The sequence below is a fragment of the Streptomyces sp. NPDC056347 genome (assembly GCF_042262625.1).
GTDB lineage: Bacteria > Actinomycetota > Actinomycetes > Streptomycetales > Streptomycetaceae > Streptomyces.
Map to the genome: position 1 here is coordinate 13013 of NZ_JBHJQP010000105.1, position 15617 is coordinate 28629.

The following is a 15617-nucleotide window of genomic DNA, read 5'->3' on the forward strand; positions in this document are numbered from 1 at the left end:
ACCCCCTGATCGCCGAATGCGTGGTCAGGCCAGCGCGACCTCGCACCACACGGTCTTGGTGTACGGGTCGCCGCCGGTGGCCCCCCAGCGCCTCGACAATGCCTCGACCAGCAGCAGGCCCCGTCCCCCGTCACGGTCGGCGGACGGCGGCGCAATCGCGCCGGGGACGGGCGGTCGGCGCTCGGGGCTCGCGTCCGTGACCTCGACGAGCAGCTCCGGATCTCCACCCCGCAGGGTGAGCCGCAGCCGGAAGTCCCGGCCCGGCGCCCTGCCGTGCCGCACCGCGTTGGTGGCGAGCTCGGCCACCAGGAGCGTCGCCGTCCGGTTCGCCTCGCTGCCGTGCGGCCAGCCCCAGCGGTGGATCTCCTCGGCCGCGAGCCGCCGGGCCAGCCGGGCGCCGCGCGGGGTGGCCGAGAGCAGGATGTCGAAGTGCCGGGCCGGGACGGGAGGTTGCGCCGGGCCGGGAAGGGGCGCGGCGGAGGGGGCAGTTTCGCGATTCATGTCACTCAGCGTGGCCACACGACTCCACGATGGTCAGTAACGACACCGGTACGTGGCGTGACTGTCCGGGTCCGGTCCGGGTCCGTCCGGGCCGCGTGGCGTTACCCGGTCATCCGCCGAGGAGTTGAGCATGCACGGATCGGACGTGGAGGTGCGCGAGCGTGAGCCTGACGGGGTATTCGGGACAGATGGGTGACGGCATGGAGCCGTACGACGGCGACGACGAGGAGTCGACGACCGTCCTGCGGATGATCGGCCGGACCATCAAACTCTGGCGCGACCGGCTGGACATGACCCAGGCCGAGCTGGGCGCCGCAATCGGCTACAGCGAGGAGCAGGTCTCCTCGGTCGAACGGGGACGGCGCGCACCGAGCGCGGCATTCCTGGAGAAGGCGGACGAGGTGCTCGGGGCGGGCGGCATGATCGCCTGCCTGCGCAAGGACGCGGAGGAGGCCCGGTTCCCGAAGAAGGTACGGGACCTGGCGAAGCTGGAGAACCAGGCGGTCGAGATCTGCGCCTACGACAACTCCGTCGTCAACGGACTGCTCCAAACACCGGACTACGCACGGGCGCTGTACGGGATGCGGCGCCCGTCCTACGGCGAGGAGGAGATCGAACGACTCGTGGCGGCGAGGATGGCCCGCCAGGAGATCTTCCATCAACAGCCCTCCCGGGTCTTCACATTCGTCCAGGAAGAAGTGACGCTGCAACGTCCGCTCGGGGGCAGAATGGTGATGCGGAAGCAGCTCGAACACCTGCTGGAAATCGGCGCCCGCCGGGACGTGGAGTTCCAGGTGATGCCCACGAACCGCGAGGACCACACTGGACTTGCCGGGGCGTTCAAACTGCTGCGGCTCGAAAGCGGGGAGACCGTGGGACACAGCGAGGCTCATCTCGTCAGTCGGCTGTTCTCGCACCCCAAGGAGATCCAGCTCTTCGAGATCCGCTATGGCATCATCCGGGCCCAGGCTCTCACTCCCCGTGAGTCGCTGGCCTTCATCGAGAAAGTGCTGGGAGAGACGTAATGACCAACCCTTCGACGGTGAACAGTTCCGTGCTGAAGTGGTTCAAGAGCAGCTACAGCACGAATGACGGCCCGGACTGCGTGGAGGTCGCCGTCGTCCCCGAGACCGTCCACGTACGCGACTCCAAGCAGACCCACGGTCCTCAGCTCGCCTTCGGACCCCGGCAGTGGAACGCCTTCGTGTCCTACGCGGCCGACCACTGACGTACACGTACGACGAGCGCGCCGACGCCCCGTGTCCGGCCTCCGCCGGGTGCGGGGCGTCGTCGTTGTGTTGTGGCGGTCGGTGCGGGCGGGCCCGTAGGGTGGGCCGTGCAGCTGGTTCGCCCCGTCCGCCAGACGGGGAGTCGTAAGAGGGAACCCGGTGGGAATCCGGGACTGCCCCGCAGCGGTGAGTGGGAACGACCGCCGTCATACGCACTGGGGCCCGGAACAGGGTCCTGGGAAGCGACGGCCAGTAGGTGTCCGCCTTTCGGCGGGTGTGCCCGCGAGTCCGAAGACCTGCCACTGCCCGCGCGCGATACGACGCGTGCGCGGACATCCCGGTGACCTCGTGGGCGGGTCGGCGTACATATCCGGCGGACGGCCGTGCCCTGTGGCGCGAGGCCGCACTGCGGGATGTGCCACTCCTTCGTGTCGTACGGGTCCTCGGGATCCCAGGGATACATCTCTCGAAGGAGATCTCCGTGACCGGCAGGACCGCAGCCGCGGCAGCACGGGCGACCGTGTACGGCTACCCGCGCCAGGGACAGAACCGCGAGCTGAAGAAGGCGATCGAGGGCTACTGGAAGGGCCGCGTCACCGCCGACGCGCTCCGCACCACCGCCGCCGACCTGCGACGCGCCAACTGGCGGGAGCTGGCCGAGGCCGGCATCCACGAAGTGCCCACCGGCGACTTCTCGTACTACGACCACGTACTGGACACCAGCGTCATGGTCGGCGTGGTTCCCGACCGGCACCGCGTGGCCGTCGCCTCCGACGCCCTGGACGGCTACTTCGCGATGGCGCGGGGTACCCAGGACGTGGCACCGCTGGAGATGACCAAGTGGTTCGACACCAACTACCACTATCTGGTGCCCGAGTTGGGGCCTGAGACGATGTTCGCAGCCGACTCGCGAAAGCAGGTCGCCGAGTTCCGGGAGGCGCTGGCCCTCGGGCTGACGCCCCGGCCCGTCCTGGTCGGCCCGGTCACCTATCTCCTCCTCGCCAAGCCCGCCCCCGGTGTGGGCGGCGACTTCGACCCGCTCACGCTGCTGGACCGGCTGCTGCCCGTGTACGCCGAAGTGCTCGCCGATCTGCGTGCGGCGGGCGCCGAGTGGGTGCAGCTCGACGAACCCGCCCTGGTCCAGGACCGTACCCCCGCCGAGCTGAACGCGGCGGCCCGCGCCTACCGCGGCCTGGGCGCCCTCACCGACCGTCCGAAGCTGCTGGTCGCCACCTACTTCGACCGGCTCGGCGAGGCGCTTCCGGTACTCGCGAAGGCCCCTGTCGACGGGATCGCCCTCGACTTCACCGAGGCGGCGGCCGCCAATCTGGACGCCCTGGCCGCCGTCGGAGGACTGCCCGGCAAGCGGCTGGTGGCCGGTCTCGTCAACGGCCGCAACATCTGGGCCAACGACCTGGAGAAGTCCCTCTCCATCCTCGGCATCCTGCTCGGCCTCGCCGACCGGGTCGACGTGGCCGCCTCCTGCTCGCTGCTGCACGTCCCGCTGACCGTCACCGCCGAGCGGGACCTCGATCCCCAGATCACCCGCTGGCTCGCCTTCGCCCGGCAGAAAACCGCCGAGATCGCCGCCCTCGCCCGGGCGATCACCCGGGGCACGGACACCATCGCCGCCGAACTCGCCGCGAACCGGGCGGCGCTGTCGTCCCGGGCCGGTTCGTCCCTGACCCGCGACCCGGCGGTACGGGCCCGCGCCGCCGCCGTCACCGAGGCGGAAACCCGCCGCTCCCAGCCGTACGCCGAGCGGGCCGCCGCCCAGCGCGCGCACCTGCGGCTCCCGCTGTTGCCGACCACCACCATCGGCTCGTTCCCGCAGACCACCGAAGTGCGCACGGCCCGCGCCGACCTGCGCGCCGGACGCATCGACGAGGCGGGGTACGAGGAACGGATCAGGAACGAGATCCGGGAGGTCATCTCCTTCCAGGAGAAGACCGGCCTGGACGTCCTGGTGCACGGCGAGCCCGAACGCAACGACATGGTGCAGTACTTCGCCGAGCGGCTCACGGGATACCTGGCGACCCAGCACGGCTGGGTCCAGTCGTACGGCACCCGGTACGTGCGTCCGCCCATCCTGGCCGGGGACATCTCGCGGCCGGAGCCGCTGACGGTGCGCTGGACCTCGTACGCGCAGTCGCTCTCGGACCGCCCGGTCAAGGGCATGCTGACCGGGCCGGTCACCATGCTGGCCTGGTCGTTCGTCCGCGACGACCAGCCGCTCGGCGAGACGGCCCGGCAGGTGGCGCTCGCCCTGCGCGACGAGGTGGTGGAGCTGGAGGCGAACGGGACGTCCGTCATCCAGGTCGACGAACCCGCGCTGCGCGAGACGCTGCCGCTGCGCGCCGCCGACCGGCCCGGCTACCTCGCCTGGGCGACGGAGGCGTTCCGGCTCAGTACCAGCGGGGTGCGGCCGGACACCCAGATCCACACGCACATGTGCTACGCCGAGTTCGGTGACATCGTGCAGGCCATCGACGACCTCGACGCCGACGTCATCAGCCTGGAGGCAGCCCGCTCACACATGCAGGTCGCCCGCGAACTGGCCGCCCACGGCTACCCGCGCGAGGCCGGTCCCGGGGTGTACGACATCCACTCGCCCCGCGTCCCGAGCACCGAGGAGGCCGCCGAACTGCTGCGCGCCGGGCTCGGCGCCATCCCGCCCGAACGCCTCTGGGTCAACCCCGACTGCGGCCTGAAGACCCGCGGCTGGCCCGAGACGAAGGCGTCCCTGGAGAACCTGGTAGCCGCCGCCCGCACCGTACGCGAAGAACTGACCACGACCGGGTCCGGCTCGTAGCGTCGCCCGCCGGGCCAGGAGTGCCTCGGCGCTCCCGGCCCGGCGCCCTCCCCCCAAGCTCCCCGTCCGCGCACCAAGAACCCGTTACGCCGCCGGGCCGCAGCCCGGACCGGCGTACCGAACCCGCTGTCGCGGGGGGAAGCGTTCACGCCTGCCCGAACTCCTCGTGCACTACCCTGTGGAGCCCGCACCGACCATCCCTTGCCGGCCACGCTCCCCCCGCACCGCGAGCAGCCCGCGAAAGGACCCGATGCACGCCAACAAGCAGGCTCACACCGCCGAGTACAAGAAGCCCGCCCGCACGACCACCAGGGCCTCCGTCCCGGACGCTGAATTACTTGCCGGCCCCCTCGCCCTCCAGAGCACCTCGGGCAACGCCGCCGTCGTCCAGATGCTCCGAGCGGCCGGCCACCCCTGGGCCCAGGAAGAGCACCGGCACGACGCCGACTGCGGCCACCGGCAGACCGAGCAGGCGGCACAGCCCGCGGTGCAGCGCTCCGCCGTCCACGACGTCCTCCGCACCAGCGGGCTTCCGCTGGACGACGCGACACGCACCGACATGGAGAACCGGCTGGGTGCCGACTTCTCCGACGTACGCATCCACGACGACGCCGCCGCCAGGGCCTCCGCCGCCGAAGTCGGCGCCCGTGCCTACACCTCCGGCAACCACGTCGTCATCGGAGACGGTGGCGCCGACAGCCACACCCTCGCGCACGAACTCACCCACGTCATCCAGCAGCGCCAGGGCCCCGTCGCCGGAACGGACAACGGCAACGGCCTCAAGGTCTCCGACCCCGCCGACCGGTACGAGCGCGAAGCGGAAGCCAACGCGACACGAGTGATGGCGGGCCCTTCTCCGCAGGCCGTAGTGGTGAGGTCCGCTCCATCGCACGAGCCCTCGGCACATGAGCACATCCAGCGCGTGCCGACCAGCTTCGGGGTCAACAACACGGACAGCATGACGGCCCAGCAGTGGGAGAACTCGGGCCAGTCCACCTTCCTGTCCATCATGTACAAGACCGGTAACGACCTGATCGATCTGGCCGTCACGAAATCCAACCGGTCCCAGACACACGGAAACGAACACGCGGAGGATGTGGCTCTGCGCATGATCCGGGACAACCTCGGGATGTTCGCGCCCGGACAGCGGAACCACCTGGTCCTGAACGTCACCAAGTCGCCCTGCACATCGACCGCCCGCGGCGGGCTGCCGACCACGTCGAACAAGCCGACGGGCTGCACCGAGGAACTGATCGGCCTGGTGACCAACGGGCTTCAGGACGCCGCCGGGAACCGGTACGACTTCGAGCTGGAACTGATCTGCCGCGGCCTGTACGCGCCCCGCGCCCAGGGCCGAACGCAGGCCGAAGTCCTCGATGCCTCGCAGGCGGCAGTGGCGGCCATGAAGGCGACCGGCCACATCACGGTCTCCGGCGACGTGCGGCCGGCCCCCTCGGCGAACCGCTACGAGGTAGGGGACTGACCGGTGGTGGATGTGCCGGGCCCGGACCGTCCGCCACCGGTCAGTCCCTGCGGGTTCTCTGCCGCCTCCGGCGGCTCGGCGGCCACGGCCTTGCGCCACGAGGCGGCTTTCCCCGCGTGCAGGGCGACGGCCCCAACAACGATGGCGGGATGTCCGCCGACGTCATGGCACTGACGAAGGCCGTCGTGCGCCGGGTGAAGTGAGCCGCCTCGCTCAGCGGTCCGGGGAAGGTGGCGGCGGCGCCCCGGGCCGCACGAACCGTACCGGAGCCCGGAAACGGGCTTTTCGGGCGGCGCGGCGGAAGGTGGTGAGGACCGCCGGTCCGGCCAGCAGGATGCACACGAAGTTAGTGACGGCGCGTCCGGTGTCCCAGCCGAGCGAGGTCGCCACGTCGAAGGCGAGGTAGCGGTGCCACTGCTCGGTGAACGGCAGACCGGGCAGATAGGCGATCGAGCTGTTGGGGTCGAGGGAGAACGGCCAGAACGACAGGTTGAGCAGGAAGCCGAAGAGGTAGCCGGAGAGCGATCCGTAGACCGCGAGGAGCAGCACCTCGCGCCGTCCGGTCGCGCGCGGCAGGAACCCGGCGAGCATCCCGACGAAGGCGCAGCCGAACATCTGGTACGGCATCCAGGGCCCCACTCCGCCGGTGATGAGCGCGGAGGTGAACAGGGAGGTGCAGCCCAGGGTGAAGCCGAAGCCCGGGCCGTAGACGCGTCCGGCCAGAACCAGGACGAAGAAGACGGTCTCGATGCCCGCGGTGCCCGCGCCGAGTGGGCGCAGCGCCGCGTTGACGGCGGAGAGCACGCCGAGCATGGCGAGCGCCTTGGAGTCGATGCCGCCCTCGGCGATCTCGGAGAGTACGACGCAGAGGATCAGGACCAGCAGGACGCCGAAGATCAGCGGCGGGGCGTAGTTCGAGCCGAAGGTACCGGGGGCGACGACGAACGGCCAGAAGAACGCGACCACGCCGAGGAAGGCCGCCATCGCGACAACCAGGCCGACACGGGGGTTGAGGCGGATGGCGGCGGCGTCGCGGGGGCCGCGCTGCGGGGTCATGGCCGCTCCTCCGGGTGGGCGTGGAGCCGGTCGTCATGGAGGGCGGCGGTGACCTGGTCGACGGTGAGGTACGGGAGCGGGGCGAGGATCTTCGCGGTCTGCGGGGCGAAGACCGGGGAGGCCACGATGACGTCGGCGGTGGGTCCGTCGGCGACGATGTCACCCTCGGCCATGACGACGACCCGGTCGGCGGCGCGCGCGGCGAACTCGACGTCGTGGGTGGAGACGATGACCGTACGCCCCTCGGCGGCCAACGCGGCGACGATGTCGATGAGTTGGCTCTTCGCCCGGTAGTCGAGGCCGCGGGTCGGTTCGTCGAGGAGCAGGACTTTCGGGGCGGCGCTGAGCTGGATGGCGAGGACCAGGGCGAGCTTCTGGCCCTCGGAGAGGTCACGCGGGTGGGCGGTGTCCTCGATGCCGGGGGCGAGGAGGTCCAGGAGGGTGCGGGCGCTCTCCCCCGTCGCGGACTCGGTGTCCGCCTCGTCGAGTTCCTGGCGCACGCTCTCCAGGTAGAGGAGGTCGGCGGGGGGCTGGGGCACCAGGCCGACGAGTCTGCGGGCGTGCGCCGGTGGCACGTCGTGCGGGTCCGTGCCTCTGGCCCCGGTGGTGTCCTCATGGACCCCGACCGTGCCGCCGGTGCGCGGGCCCGTGCCCTGGAGGGCCCAGAGCAGGGAGGACTTGCCGGAGCCGTTGCGCCCCATCAGCGCGGTCACCTCGCCCTCGTGGAGAGTGAGGTCCACCTCGCGGACGGCCGGGACGCCCTGGTAGGCGACGGCCACCTTACGGGCGGTGAGCAGGACGGACCGTCCGGGGGCGGCGGGGTGCGGAGGGACCGGGGTGCGGCCGGTGAGCCGGGCACGGAGCGGGGCGGCCCTGCGACGGGCGTCACGGATGGACAGCGGCAGGGGGTCCCAGCCGACGGCGCGCCCGAGGTCGACGATGGGCGGCGCGATGGCGGACGTGCGGAGGATCTCGGCGGGGTCGCCGATGCGGACGAGGCCGTCGCCGGGGAGGTGGAGGATGCGGTCAGCGTACTGGACGACGCGTTCCAGGCGGTGCTCGGCCATCAGGACGGTGACACCGAGGTCGTGGACGAGCCGGGTGACGGCGGCGAGGACCTCCTCGGCGGCGCTCGGGTCGAGTGCGGAGGTCGGTTCGTCCAGGACGAGGACGCGGGGGTGGGCGGTGAGGACGGAGCCGATGGCGACGCGCTGCTGCTGGCCGCCGGAGAGTTCGTGCAGGGCGCGGTGGCGCAGGTCGGCCAGACCCAGGAGGTCCAGGGTCTCCTCGACCCGCTTGCGCATGGTGGCCGAAGGCGTCGCCAACTGCTCCATGGCATAGGCGAGTTCCTCCTCAACCGTGTCCGTCACGAAGCCGTCGACCGGGTCCTGGCCGACGACGCCGACGACATCGGCGAGTTCGCGCGGTGGATGGTCGGCGGTGTCCCGGCCGTCGACGGTGACCCGGCCGTACAAGGTGCCGCCGGTGAAGTGCGGCACCAGGCCGTTTACGGTGCCGAGCAGGGTGGACTTGCCGACGCCGGTATGTCCGACGACCAGGCACAGCTCACCCTCCTCCACAGTGAGGTCGACGTCGCGCAGGGCGGCGGCGGGGGCGTCGTCGTACTCGACGGTGACGTGGTCGAAGGTGATCACGCGGCGGCTTTCGGCTCGGGTCGGGGTTCCTGGGGCGGCGGCGAGAAGAAGCCGGCCGTTCCGGCGAGGAGGATCGCCGCGGTCGGCACCAGCGGAAGATCCGGCCAGGTGAGCGGGTAGAAGGCGGGGTTGAGCTGGGCGGGGTCGTAGCCGAGGTTGGCGAACAGCAGCACCGCTGCCAGTACCCCGCTGCCGGCTACCAGCCACTCCGGCGTGCTCCACGGGTCGGGCCGGTAGGTGGTACGGGTGACGCGGCGCCCACCGAGCCGGAGTCCGGCGACGCACAGCGCCGCACCGGCCCCCATCGCGGGAAAGCCGAGGAAAGAGGGGGCGGTCGCGTCGAGGAGCCCGTACGCGCCCGCGCACAGGCCGCACATGCCGAGCAGCATCAGTGCGCCGGTGGCCTGCCGGGAGCGCCGGGTCGCGGTGCCGGCGCGCCCGTAGCCGCGCGAGTCCATGGCGGCGGCCAGCCGCAGCGAGCGTTCCAGCGCGTCCTCCAGGACGGGGACGACGATGCCCCGCAGCGCCCGCAGGCCCCGGGTGCGCCCGGCCCGCAGCTTCCGGGCCCGTGCCACCCGTTGCACGCTCTGTACCAGCTGGGGTGCCACGCTGATCGCGACGGTGACGGCGACGCCCAGTTCGTACAGCGCGCCGGGAAGCACGCGCAGGGCCCGCTTGGGGTTGGCGAGGGTGTTCGCGGCGCCGATGCAGCACAGCATGCAGGCCAGCCGAAGCCCATCGGTGGCCGACGACAGCACGGCCTCCAGGGAGACGGGGCCGCCGAGTTGGATGCCCGCGTACCAGTCCGGGGTGGGGATGTGCGGCAGGGAGAAGAGGAAGTGGTCGTTCGGGGTGATGCCGGTGGCGAACACCACCCGGAAGACCACCCGGATCGTCACAACCGTCAGTGCCAGGTACAGGTAGTACTTGAAGCCGCGCGCCCAGGGAGCGGCGGTGCGGCGGGCGGTGACGACGTAGCCGAGCACGGCCAGCACCAGGAAGAGGAGAAGCGGGTTGTTGGTGCGGCTGACGGCGGTTGCCAGGGCGAGGGCCCAGATCCACCAGGTGAGCGGGTGGAGGGTACGGGCCGGGCGGCGGCCACCCCGGTCCGGCGCCGTGCCGGTCCGGACGGCCGCCGCCTCTGGTGAGGGGTGGTCCATGGGTGTCACTCGTGCGTGCGGCGGCGTGCCGTGTAGATGCCGGCGCCCGCGATCAGTGCGACGAGCCCGGCGCCCGCGACGACCGGCAGCACCGAGCCCGCGTCGTGTGCGGCGTCGGCCTTGGGGGCCGCGTCGACGATGCGGGGTTCGGCGCCAGTGCCGGTGGACGGGGAGGACGACCGGGTGGTGCCCGCCGGGGCGGAGGGGCTGGGGCTCCCGGTCGGCTCCTCGGATTTCGTCGGCTTCTCGGGCTTCGCAGGCTTCGGCTTCGGCGGGGCGGTCGGGGGCTTGGTGGTCTCCTCGGTCACGGGTTGTTCGGGGGCCGGGCCGGTGTTGACGTTCGGCGGCAGCTTCGGGGCCTTGGCGGTGGAGGCGGGCCGACCGGTGCCGCTGGGACTGGTGTTGCGGGCGCGCAGCTGGTCGGGTTTGATCTTCGGCCGGCCCTTCGTGCCGCCGATGTCGGTGCCGCCGAAGATCCACAGGTCGACGCTGCCGGGCTTCGGCTTGTAGAGCATGGCCCCGAGCTGGCTGTACTCCCAGTCGTCGGCACCGGGGTCGGCGTGCCAGTACGACCAGTACGCGGAGGCGGGCGGGGTGAGGACGCAGTCCTCCTCGGCGGCGGGTGGGAACTGCTTGCCTTTCCGGTAGCCGCTGTAGCCGATCCGGCAGATGAACGCCGGTCCGTCGTGGCCGGTGCCGACGGTGCGCCAGCCGCCTTGGTTGAGCAGCTCGTACCCGGTGGTGGGGGTGGTGCCGCAGGCCCGGTAGACGGGCCCGCCCCAGTGGCTGAAGTCCACGGCGAGCACGGCGCCCGCCGTGGTGGTGCACCGGCCCATGGCCTGCGGGTCGGCCGCCGCCTCCCCGGCGGTGGCGCCGAGTCCGGCGGCGGTCAGGCCCAGCGCGGCCACCACCCGGGCCGCTGCGTGCACGACACACCCGGCGCCCATCACCGCTCCCCTGCGGCCGTGCGGCGCCGGGCCACGACGACCGTGCGCCAGCCGACCGCGCAGAGCAGCACGGCGAGGAGGCCGAGGGCCAGGGCCTGTACGCCGGTCGAGGCGAGGGCCCCGCCGCCGTTCGCGTCCACGACGTTCCCGCCGCCGGTGCCGCCGTCGTCCCCGGGGGTGACGATCTCGGGGATGCCGTCGTCGTCCCCGCTCGGGGTCGGCTGGGGGCTGGTGCCGTTCAGGTCGCGTTCCAGCGTGGCGAAGGAGACGCCGGTGGCCCCGGCGACGGCCTGGGTGGAGGCCCGCAGGTCGGAGCCGCGCTGGCCCTCCTTGGCGACGTTGAAGCCGCCGTCCTTGTTCTGCTGGGCGGCGAGGAACCTCAGCGCCGAGGCGATCGCGGGCCGGTGGGCCGCCCGGTCCAGGGAGAGACCCTGGACGGCCAGCGCCGCCGAGTTGACGCTGTTGCCCGCCGCTCCGGGAAAGCCGCCGTCGTCGTACTGCTGGCCGGCGATCCAGTTGAGCGCCCTGTCGACGGCCTTGCCGGCCGTGTCGCCGCCCGCGAGGTCCAGGGCCATCGCGGCGATGGCGGTGGAGTCGACGTCCTGGTCACCGGTCGGCGGGATCAGGCTCGGCCAGGAGCCGTCGGCGTTCTGGAGGCTCTCCAGGTAGGCGATCGGGTCCTGGGCGCCGACCTCGTCCCCGGCGCGCAGCTGTCCCATGACGGCGAGGGCCTGCGAGAAGACGGACGGGGCGTAGGTGTAGGCGCCCTTGGCTGCGCAGGAGCGGTCGGGGGCCTTGCTGGGCCCGTCGCACACCGCTTCATCGAGAGCGGCGATCAGGTCGTGCCCGGCGAAGTCGCGCGGGTCGCGGCCCACCGCCTCGGCGAGCAGCGCGGTCTTGCCGATCGAGCCGCCGCCCGCGTAGGCGGTGCCGATGCCCGTCCAGTCATTGACGGTGCGGCCCTCGCCGTCCGTTCCGCCCTGGTCCAGGAAATCCACGATGCCGCGCAGTCTGCCGTTGTCCAGGCCGGTGGCGGCCAGGGCGTAGGCCCCGTCGATGGTGAGGCCGAAGTCGGCGCGTCCGGACGCCGCACCGGCCGGGTAGTACCGGCCCTGCTTGAGCCGGTCGGCTCCGGTGAGGTAGGCGACGCCCTTCTTCAGATCGGGGCCGTCGCCGGGCTCCGGCTCGCCGCCCGGGTTCGGGGTGGTGGGCGGGTCGGTGGGTTCGGTCCTGCCGGTGGTGAGGCTCGCGAGGTCGGTACGGGCCCCGGCGAGGGCTGCGACCGGGGTGGCGTAGGCGGTGGGTTCGGTGGCGTCCCGGTCGTAGCCGAAGCCGCCGCCGTCCAGTTGGGTGCGCGAGAGCCAGCCCTCGGCGGAGTCGGCCCGGGCGGTCTCGCCGAACGCGCGCAGGGCCTGGGCGGCGTAGGCGGTGGCGATCACGTCGCCGGTGGCGGCCCCGGTGTAGCCGGGGAAGGAGCCGTCGTCGAGCTGTGTCTTCCCCAAGTAGTCGCGGGCCTTGACGACGGCCTGCTCCTGGCCGCCCGCCCGGTGCAGGACGAGGGCGATCAGGCCGGTGGTCCCGGCGTCGCCGTCGCAGCGGCCGCCGGGCTGGATGAGGATGCTGGTGATGCCGCCGTCCTTGCACTGCACCTGGGTCAGCCGGTCGACCGAGGCGGCCTTCGGGGTCACGTCGGCGCGGAGCAGGGCCAGCACGGCGCGGGCCTGTTCGTCGGCGTAGGTGATGTGGCGGATGTCTCCCTCGGCGGTGCAGCCCTGGCCGGGGGCGGCGGCCTGGCAGACGTTGCCGGTGAGGTCGGCGATCAGGTCCCGGCCGCCGAAGTCGCGGGGGTCGCGCTCGGTGGACTCGGCGAGCAGTGCGAGCCGGGCCGCGGCGGCCGTGCTCGGTTCCTGGTCCTTGCCCTTGGGGAGCACGTAGTCGTCCACATGGGCCGCGAGGAAGGCGACGACCTTGGCGAGGGCGTCGCTCCTGCCGTGCGCCGCGGCCAGGGCGTAGGCGGTCTCCGTGGTGAGCAGGTAGTTGGGGGTGTCCGGGCCCTCGTCGAGGATGCGCTCGCCGTCGCTCAGCAGGCCCTGGAGCCAGGAGGCGGCGCCCGCCACGTCGACGCGGCCGGGCGCCCCGGTGGGCCCGCCGCCCGGGTTCGGGGAGCCGTCGCCCCCGGCACGGACGTCGTCGGGGCTGAAGGTGGGCCTGCCTGTGGTGCCGCCGATGTCGGTGCCGCCGTACACCCAGGCGTCGACGTCACCGTCCTTGAGCTTGCGGTCCATCGCCCCGTACTGGCTGTAGGACCAGTCGTCCTGGCCGGGCGAGGCGACCCAGTACGACCAGTAGGCGGTCGCCTGCGGGGTCAGGAAACAGTCCTCCTTGTCCGGGGTCGGGTACTGCGTACCGGAGTTGAAGGATCCGAAGCCGATGCGGCAGATGAAGCCGGGCCCGTCGTGCTGGGTCCCGGTGGTGGTGAAGCCGGCCTCGCGGAAGAGCTCGTAGCCGGTGGTGGGGGTGGTGTCGCAGCCGCGCTCGACCTTGCCGCCGAAGGGGGTGAAGTCGACTGCGACGACGGCGCCCCTGGTGCCGGTGCACTCACCGACCGGGGCCGCGGCGGCGGTCGGGCCGGTGAGGAGGTACGCGAGACAGGACGCGAACAGGACGACCAGTGCGGACAGTGTCGCGGCCGGGACGCCCGGCCGTCTCCGAACGCGCCGTGCAAGAGCGCCCTCGCACTCCAACGTTCCCATCGCGGCCCCCTTGGTGTGGCCGAAGCGGGCGGTGGAAAACGTGGCAGAAGCCCCGTCCGGGCAGCGAGCCGCAGGGCGGAGCAGGTCGCACCACGCCGTAGTCCGCGACGGCGTCCGTTGCTGTGAATCACGCTCCAGGCATTCCGGCTCGCCCGACCGGGAGTCGGGCCTACGGTTGCGGGTCAGCGCCGGGTTTCGACCGGCTTTCCCTGGAACAGCTTTGCGTATCAGCCGGATTGGAACACGCGTCCGCAACGGTCGTCAAGGACGCCCGGCACGGGCCGGGTTCGGCGCGCCACGCACGGTGGCGGAGCGGACGGGCGTCCGGTACTGTCCGGCCCTGCCGAATGGGGGAACCCGGTGGGAATCCGGGGCTGACGCGCAGCGGTGTGGGACGGCGACAGCCGGACCGAGCCCGAATGCCCATACGGCATTGGCTAGTTGGAAGTCGGTCCACGCGTTCCGGACGGCGGCCACGCGTCGCCGTGCGCACCCTTCACGGGGACCGGCGGCGGGGTCGGCGTCCCTCATCCCTGGAGCACGCCATGCCCCGCACCACCACCGCCCGCCGCGCCGCGCTCACCGCGGCGGCCGCCCTCGGCGCCTTCACCCTGACCACCCTGTCCGCGGCGGCGACCTCGACGCCCGCACAGATCGCCACCTCCACCACCAACGGCGTCGGATACCTGAAGTCCCTCCAGGGGCCGGACGGTTCGTACGCCGGGTCGGGGCTCTCCAACGAGTGGGCGTTCAGCGCGTTCGCCGCCACCGGTACGGCTGCGGTGGACGTCGCTCCCGGCGGCGACACGACGAAGAACGCGAGAACGGTCTACCGGAACCTGCTCTCCACCGGTTCCTGGCCGTCGGCCTCCCCGGTCGTCACCGACTACGAGCGCGCCACACTGAACGCGTACGCGGCCGGGATCGACCCCGCCCGGGTCTCCACCTCCCGCAACCTCGTCGCCGACATCTACGCGTACTGGCAGAACGCCGAACCCGGCTACTTCGGACCGTCCGCCAACTTCAACGGCACCGTCTTCGCCGCCCTCGCCCTGAACGGCGCCCGGACCACCACCGACCGGATCCGCATACCCCAGTCCCTGCGCGACGCGATGATCAACCGCATCCGCGCCAACCAGCACAACGACGGTGGCTGGAACTTCGGCAAGGCGGAGGGCAACCCCGCTCAGCTCGCCACGGACGGCGATGTCGACATGACCGGGGCGGCCATGGCCGCGCTGTGCGTCTCCGGCGTCCCCGCCACCGACCCCGACATCGCCGAGGCCAAGGCGTTCCTGAAGAACAAAATCATCGCCAACACCGGCGCGTTCGACGCCATGTACGGGGTCAACACCGACTCCAACGGCTGGGCGGTCTCCGGCCTCAACGCCTGCGGCATCAACCCTCAGACCGGCGACTTCGTCACCTCTAGGGGCAAGACCCCGGTCGACTTCCTGATCAGCCAACAGTTCAATCCGGGCGGCGGCTTCAAGTACCTGCCCACGGACACCGCTCCGCAGGCCTACGCCTCCATCGACGGGCTGCGGGCTGTGGCCGGTGGCGGCTTCACCGCCGCCCCGCCGGTCCCGACGACCGCGGGGGCGCCGCGATGGGTGGCCCAGTCGTCGCTGGCCTCGGGCACCGCGAGCAAGTTCGCGCTGACCGTGGACGACGGCACCGGCACTTTGAAGGTGTGCTCCGTCACGCTCACCGCGACCGGTGCCACGACCACGCTCGGTGCGGTAGTGGACGCGGCGGCCGGCGCGGCGACCCCGTCCGGCTGTGTCACGGGCGTCACCCCGTCCGCCGGAACCGGCCAGGTCACCGCCCTCAACGGCAAGGCCAACAGCGGATCCATCACCTGGAAGGCGAGCGTCGACGGCGCCGCGTTCACCACGGCCGCCCGCGAGAACACCGTCGCGATCGGCGACACGATCGCCCTGCGCCTGGGCGCCTGACCCCTGCGGGGCCCGTCCGCGCGGACGGGCCCCGCGCCTACCCCGCGCCCCGCGCCCCGTCGG

The 15617-nt window shown here is 72.2% G+C and carries 11 protein-coding genes and 3 riboswitches; of the genes, 5 read left to right on the forward strand and 6 right to left on the reverse strand.

The annotated features are described in order from the left end of the window. Positions 1–24: 24 nt before the first annotated feature. The gene (locus ACFCV8_RS23160; RefSeq protein WP_376687321.1) at positions 25–501 is read right to left on the reverse strand and encodes an ATP-binding protein; all 477 of its coding nucleotides are present in this window, start codon (positions 499–501) and stop codon (positions 25–27) included. Between the two features lie 200 nt (positions 502–701). Here ACFCV8_RS23160 and ACFCV8_RS23165 point away from each other — a divergent pair, with 200 nt between their 5' ends. From ACFCV8_RS23165 to ACFCV8_RS23180, 4 genes are all read left to right on the forward strand, one after another. Continuing rightward, positions 702–1526, forward strand: a complete 825-nt coding sequence (locus ACFCV8_RS23165) for a helix-turn-helix domain-containing protein (RefSeq protein ID WP_376687332.1) — start codon at positions 702–704, stop codon at positions 1524–1526. Next, the gene (locus ACFCV8_RS23170) at positions 1526–1729 is read left to right on the forward strand and encodes a DUF397 domain-containing protein (protein ID WP_376687322.1); all 204 of its coding nucleotides are present in this window, start codon (positions 1526–1528) and stop codon (positions 1727–1729) included. Before ACFCV8_RS23165 ends, ACFCV8_RS23170 begins: the two co-directional genes overlap by 1 nt. Before the next feature lie 146 nt (positions 1730–1875). After that, positions 1876–2028, forward strand: a riboswitch (cobalamin riboswitch). Between the two features lie 183 nt (positions 2029–2211). Next, the gene (gene metE, locus ACFCV8_RS23175) at positions 2212–4542 is read left to right on the forward strand and encodes a 5-methyltetrahydropteroyltriglutamate--homocysteine S-methyltransferase (protein WP_376687323.1); all 2331 of its coding nucleotides are present in this window, start codon (positions 2212–2214) and stop codon (positions 4540–4542) included. Positions 4543–4792: 250 nt separating this feature from the next. After that, on the forward strand, positions 4793–6025 hold the full coding sequence (locus ACFCV8_RS23180) for a DUF4157 domain-containing protein (protein WP_376687324.1): 1233 nt from the start codon (positions 4793–4795) through the stop codon (positions 6023–6025). 213 nt (positions 6026–6238) lie between these two features. Here ACFCV8_RS23180 and ACFCV8_RS23185 read toward each other — a convergent pair whose 3' ends face one another. Genes ACFCV8_RS23185 through ACFCV8_RS23205 form a run of 5 tightly spaced genes read right to left on the reverse strand, consistent with a single transcriptional unit; the run spans position 6239 to position 13596 of the window. Continuing rightward, the gene (locus tag ACFCV8_RS23185) at positions 6239–7081 is read right to left on the reverse strand and encodes an ECF transporter S component (protein ID WP_376687325.1); all 843 of its coding nucleotides are present in this window, start codon (positions 7079–7081) and stop codon (positions 6239–6241) included. Next, the gene (locus ACFCV8_RS23190) at positions 7078–8736 is read right to left on the reverse strand and encodes an ABC transporter ATP-binding protein (RefSeq protein WP_376687326.1); all 1659 of its coding nucleotides are present in this window, start codon (positions 8734–8736) and stop codon (positions 7078–7080) included. The genes ACFCV8_RS23185 and ACFCV8_RS23190 overlap by 4 nt, the downstream gene beginning before the upstream one ends. Further along, entirely contained in the window at positions 8733–9896 is a 1164-nt protein-coding gene (locus ACFCV8_RS23195; RefSeq protein WP_376687327.1) for an energy-coupling factor transporter transmembrane component T, read from the reverse strand. Before ACFCV8_RS23195 ends, ACFCV8_RS23190 begins: the two co-directional genes overlap by 4 nt. Positions 9897–9901: 5 nt before the next feature. After that, the gene (locus tag ACFCV8_RS23200) at positions 9902–10843 is read right to left on the reverse strand and encodes a hypothetical protein (RefSeq protein WP_376687328.1); all 942 of its coding nucleotides are present in this window, start codon (positions 10841–10843) and stop codon (positions 9902–9904) included. After that, positions 10843–13596 carry a prenyltransferase/squalene oxidase repeat-containing protein gene (locus ACFCV8_RS23205; protein WP_376687329.1) on the reverse strand — a complete coding sequence of 918 codons (2754 nt, stop codon included), beginning with the start codon at positions 13594–13596 and terminating at the stop codon, positions 10843–10845. The genes ACFCV8_RS23200 and ACFCV8_RS23205 overlap by 1 nt, the downstream gene beginning before the upstream one ends. A gap of 136 nt (positions 13597–13732) precedes the next feature. Further along, a riboswitch (cobalamin riboswitch) is annotated at positions 13733–13807 on the reverse strand. 139 nt (positions 13808–13946) lie between these two features. Next, positions 13947–14021, forward strand: a riboswitch (cobalamin riboswitch). 120 nt (positions 14022–14141) lie between these two features. Between ACFCV8_RS23205 and ACFCV8_RS23210 the strand changes: the two genes are divergently transcribed. Continuing rightward, entirely contained in the window at positions 14142–15554 is a 1413-nt protein-coding gene (locus ACFCV8_RS23210; protein ID WP_376687330.1) for a prenyltransferase/squalene oxidase repeat-containing protein, read from the forward strand. The last annotated feature ends 63 nt before the right edge of the window (positions 15555–15617 follow it).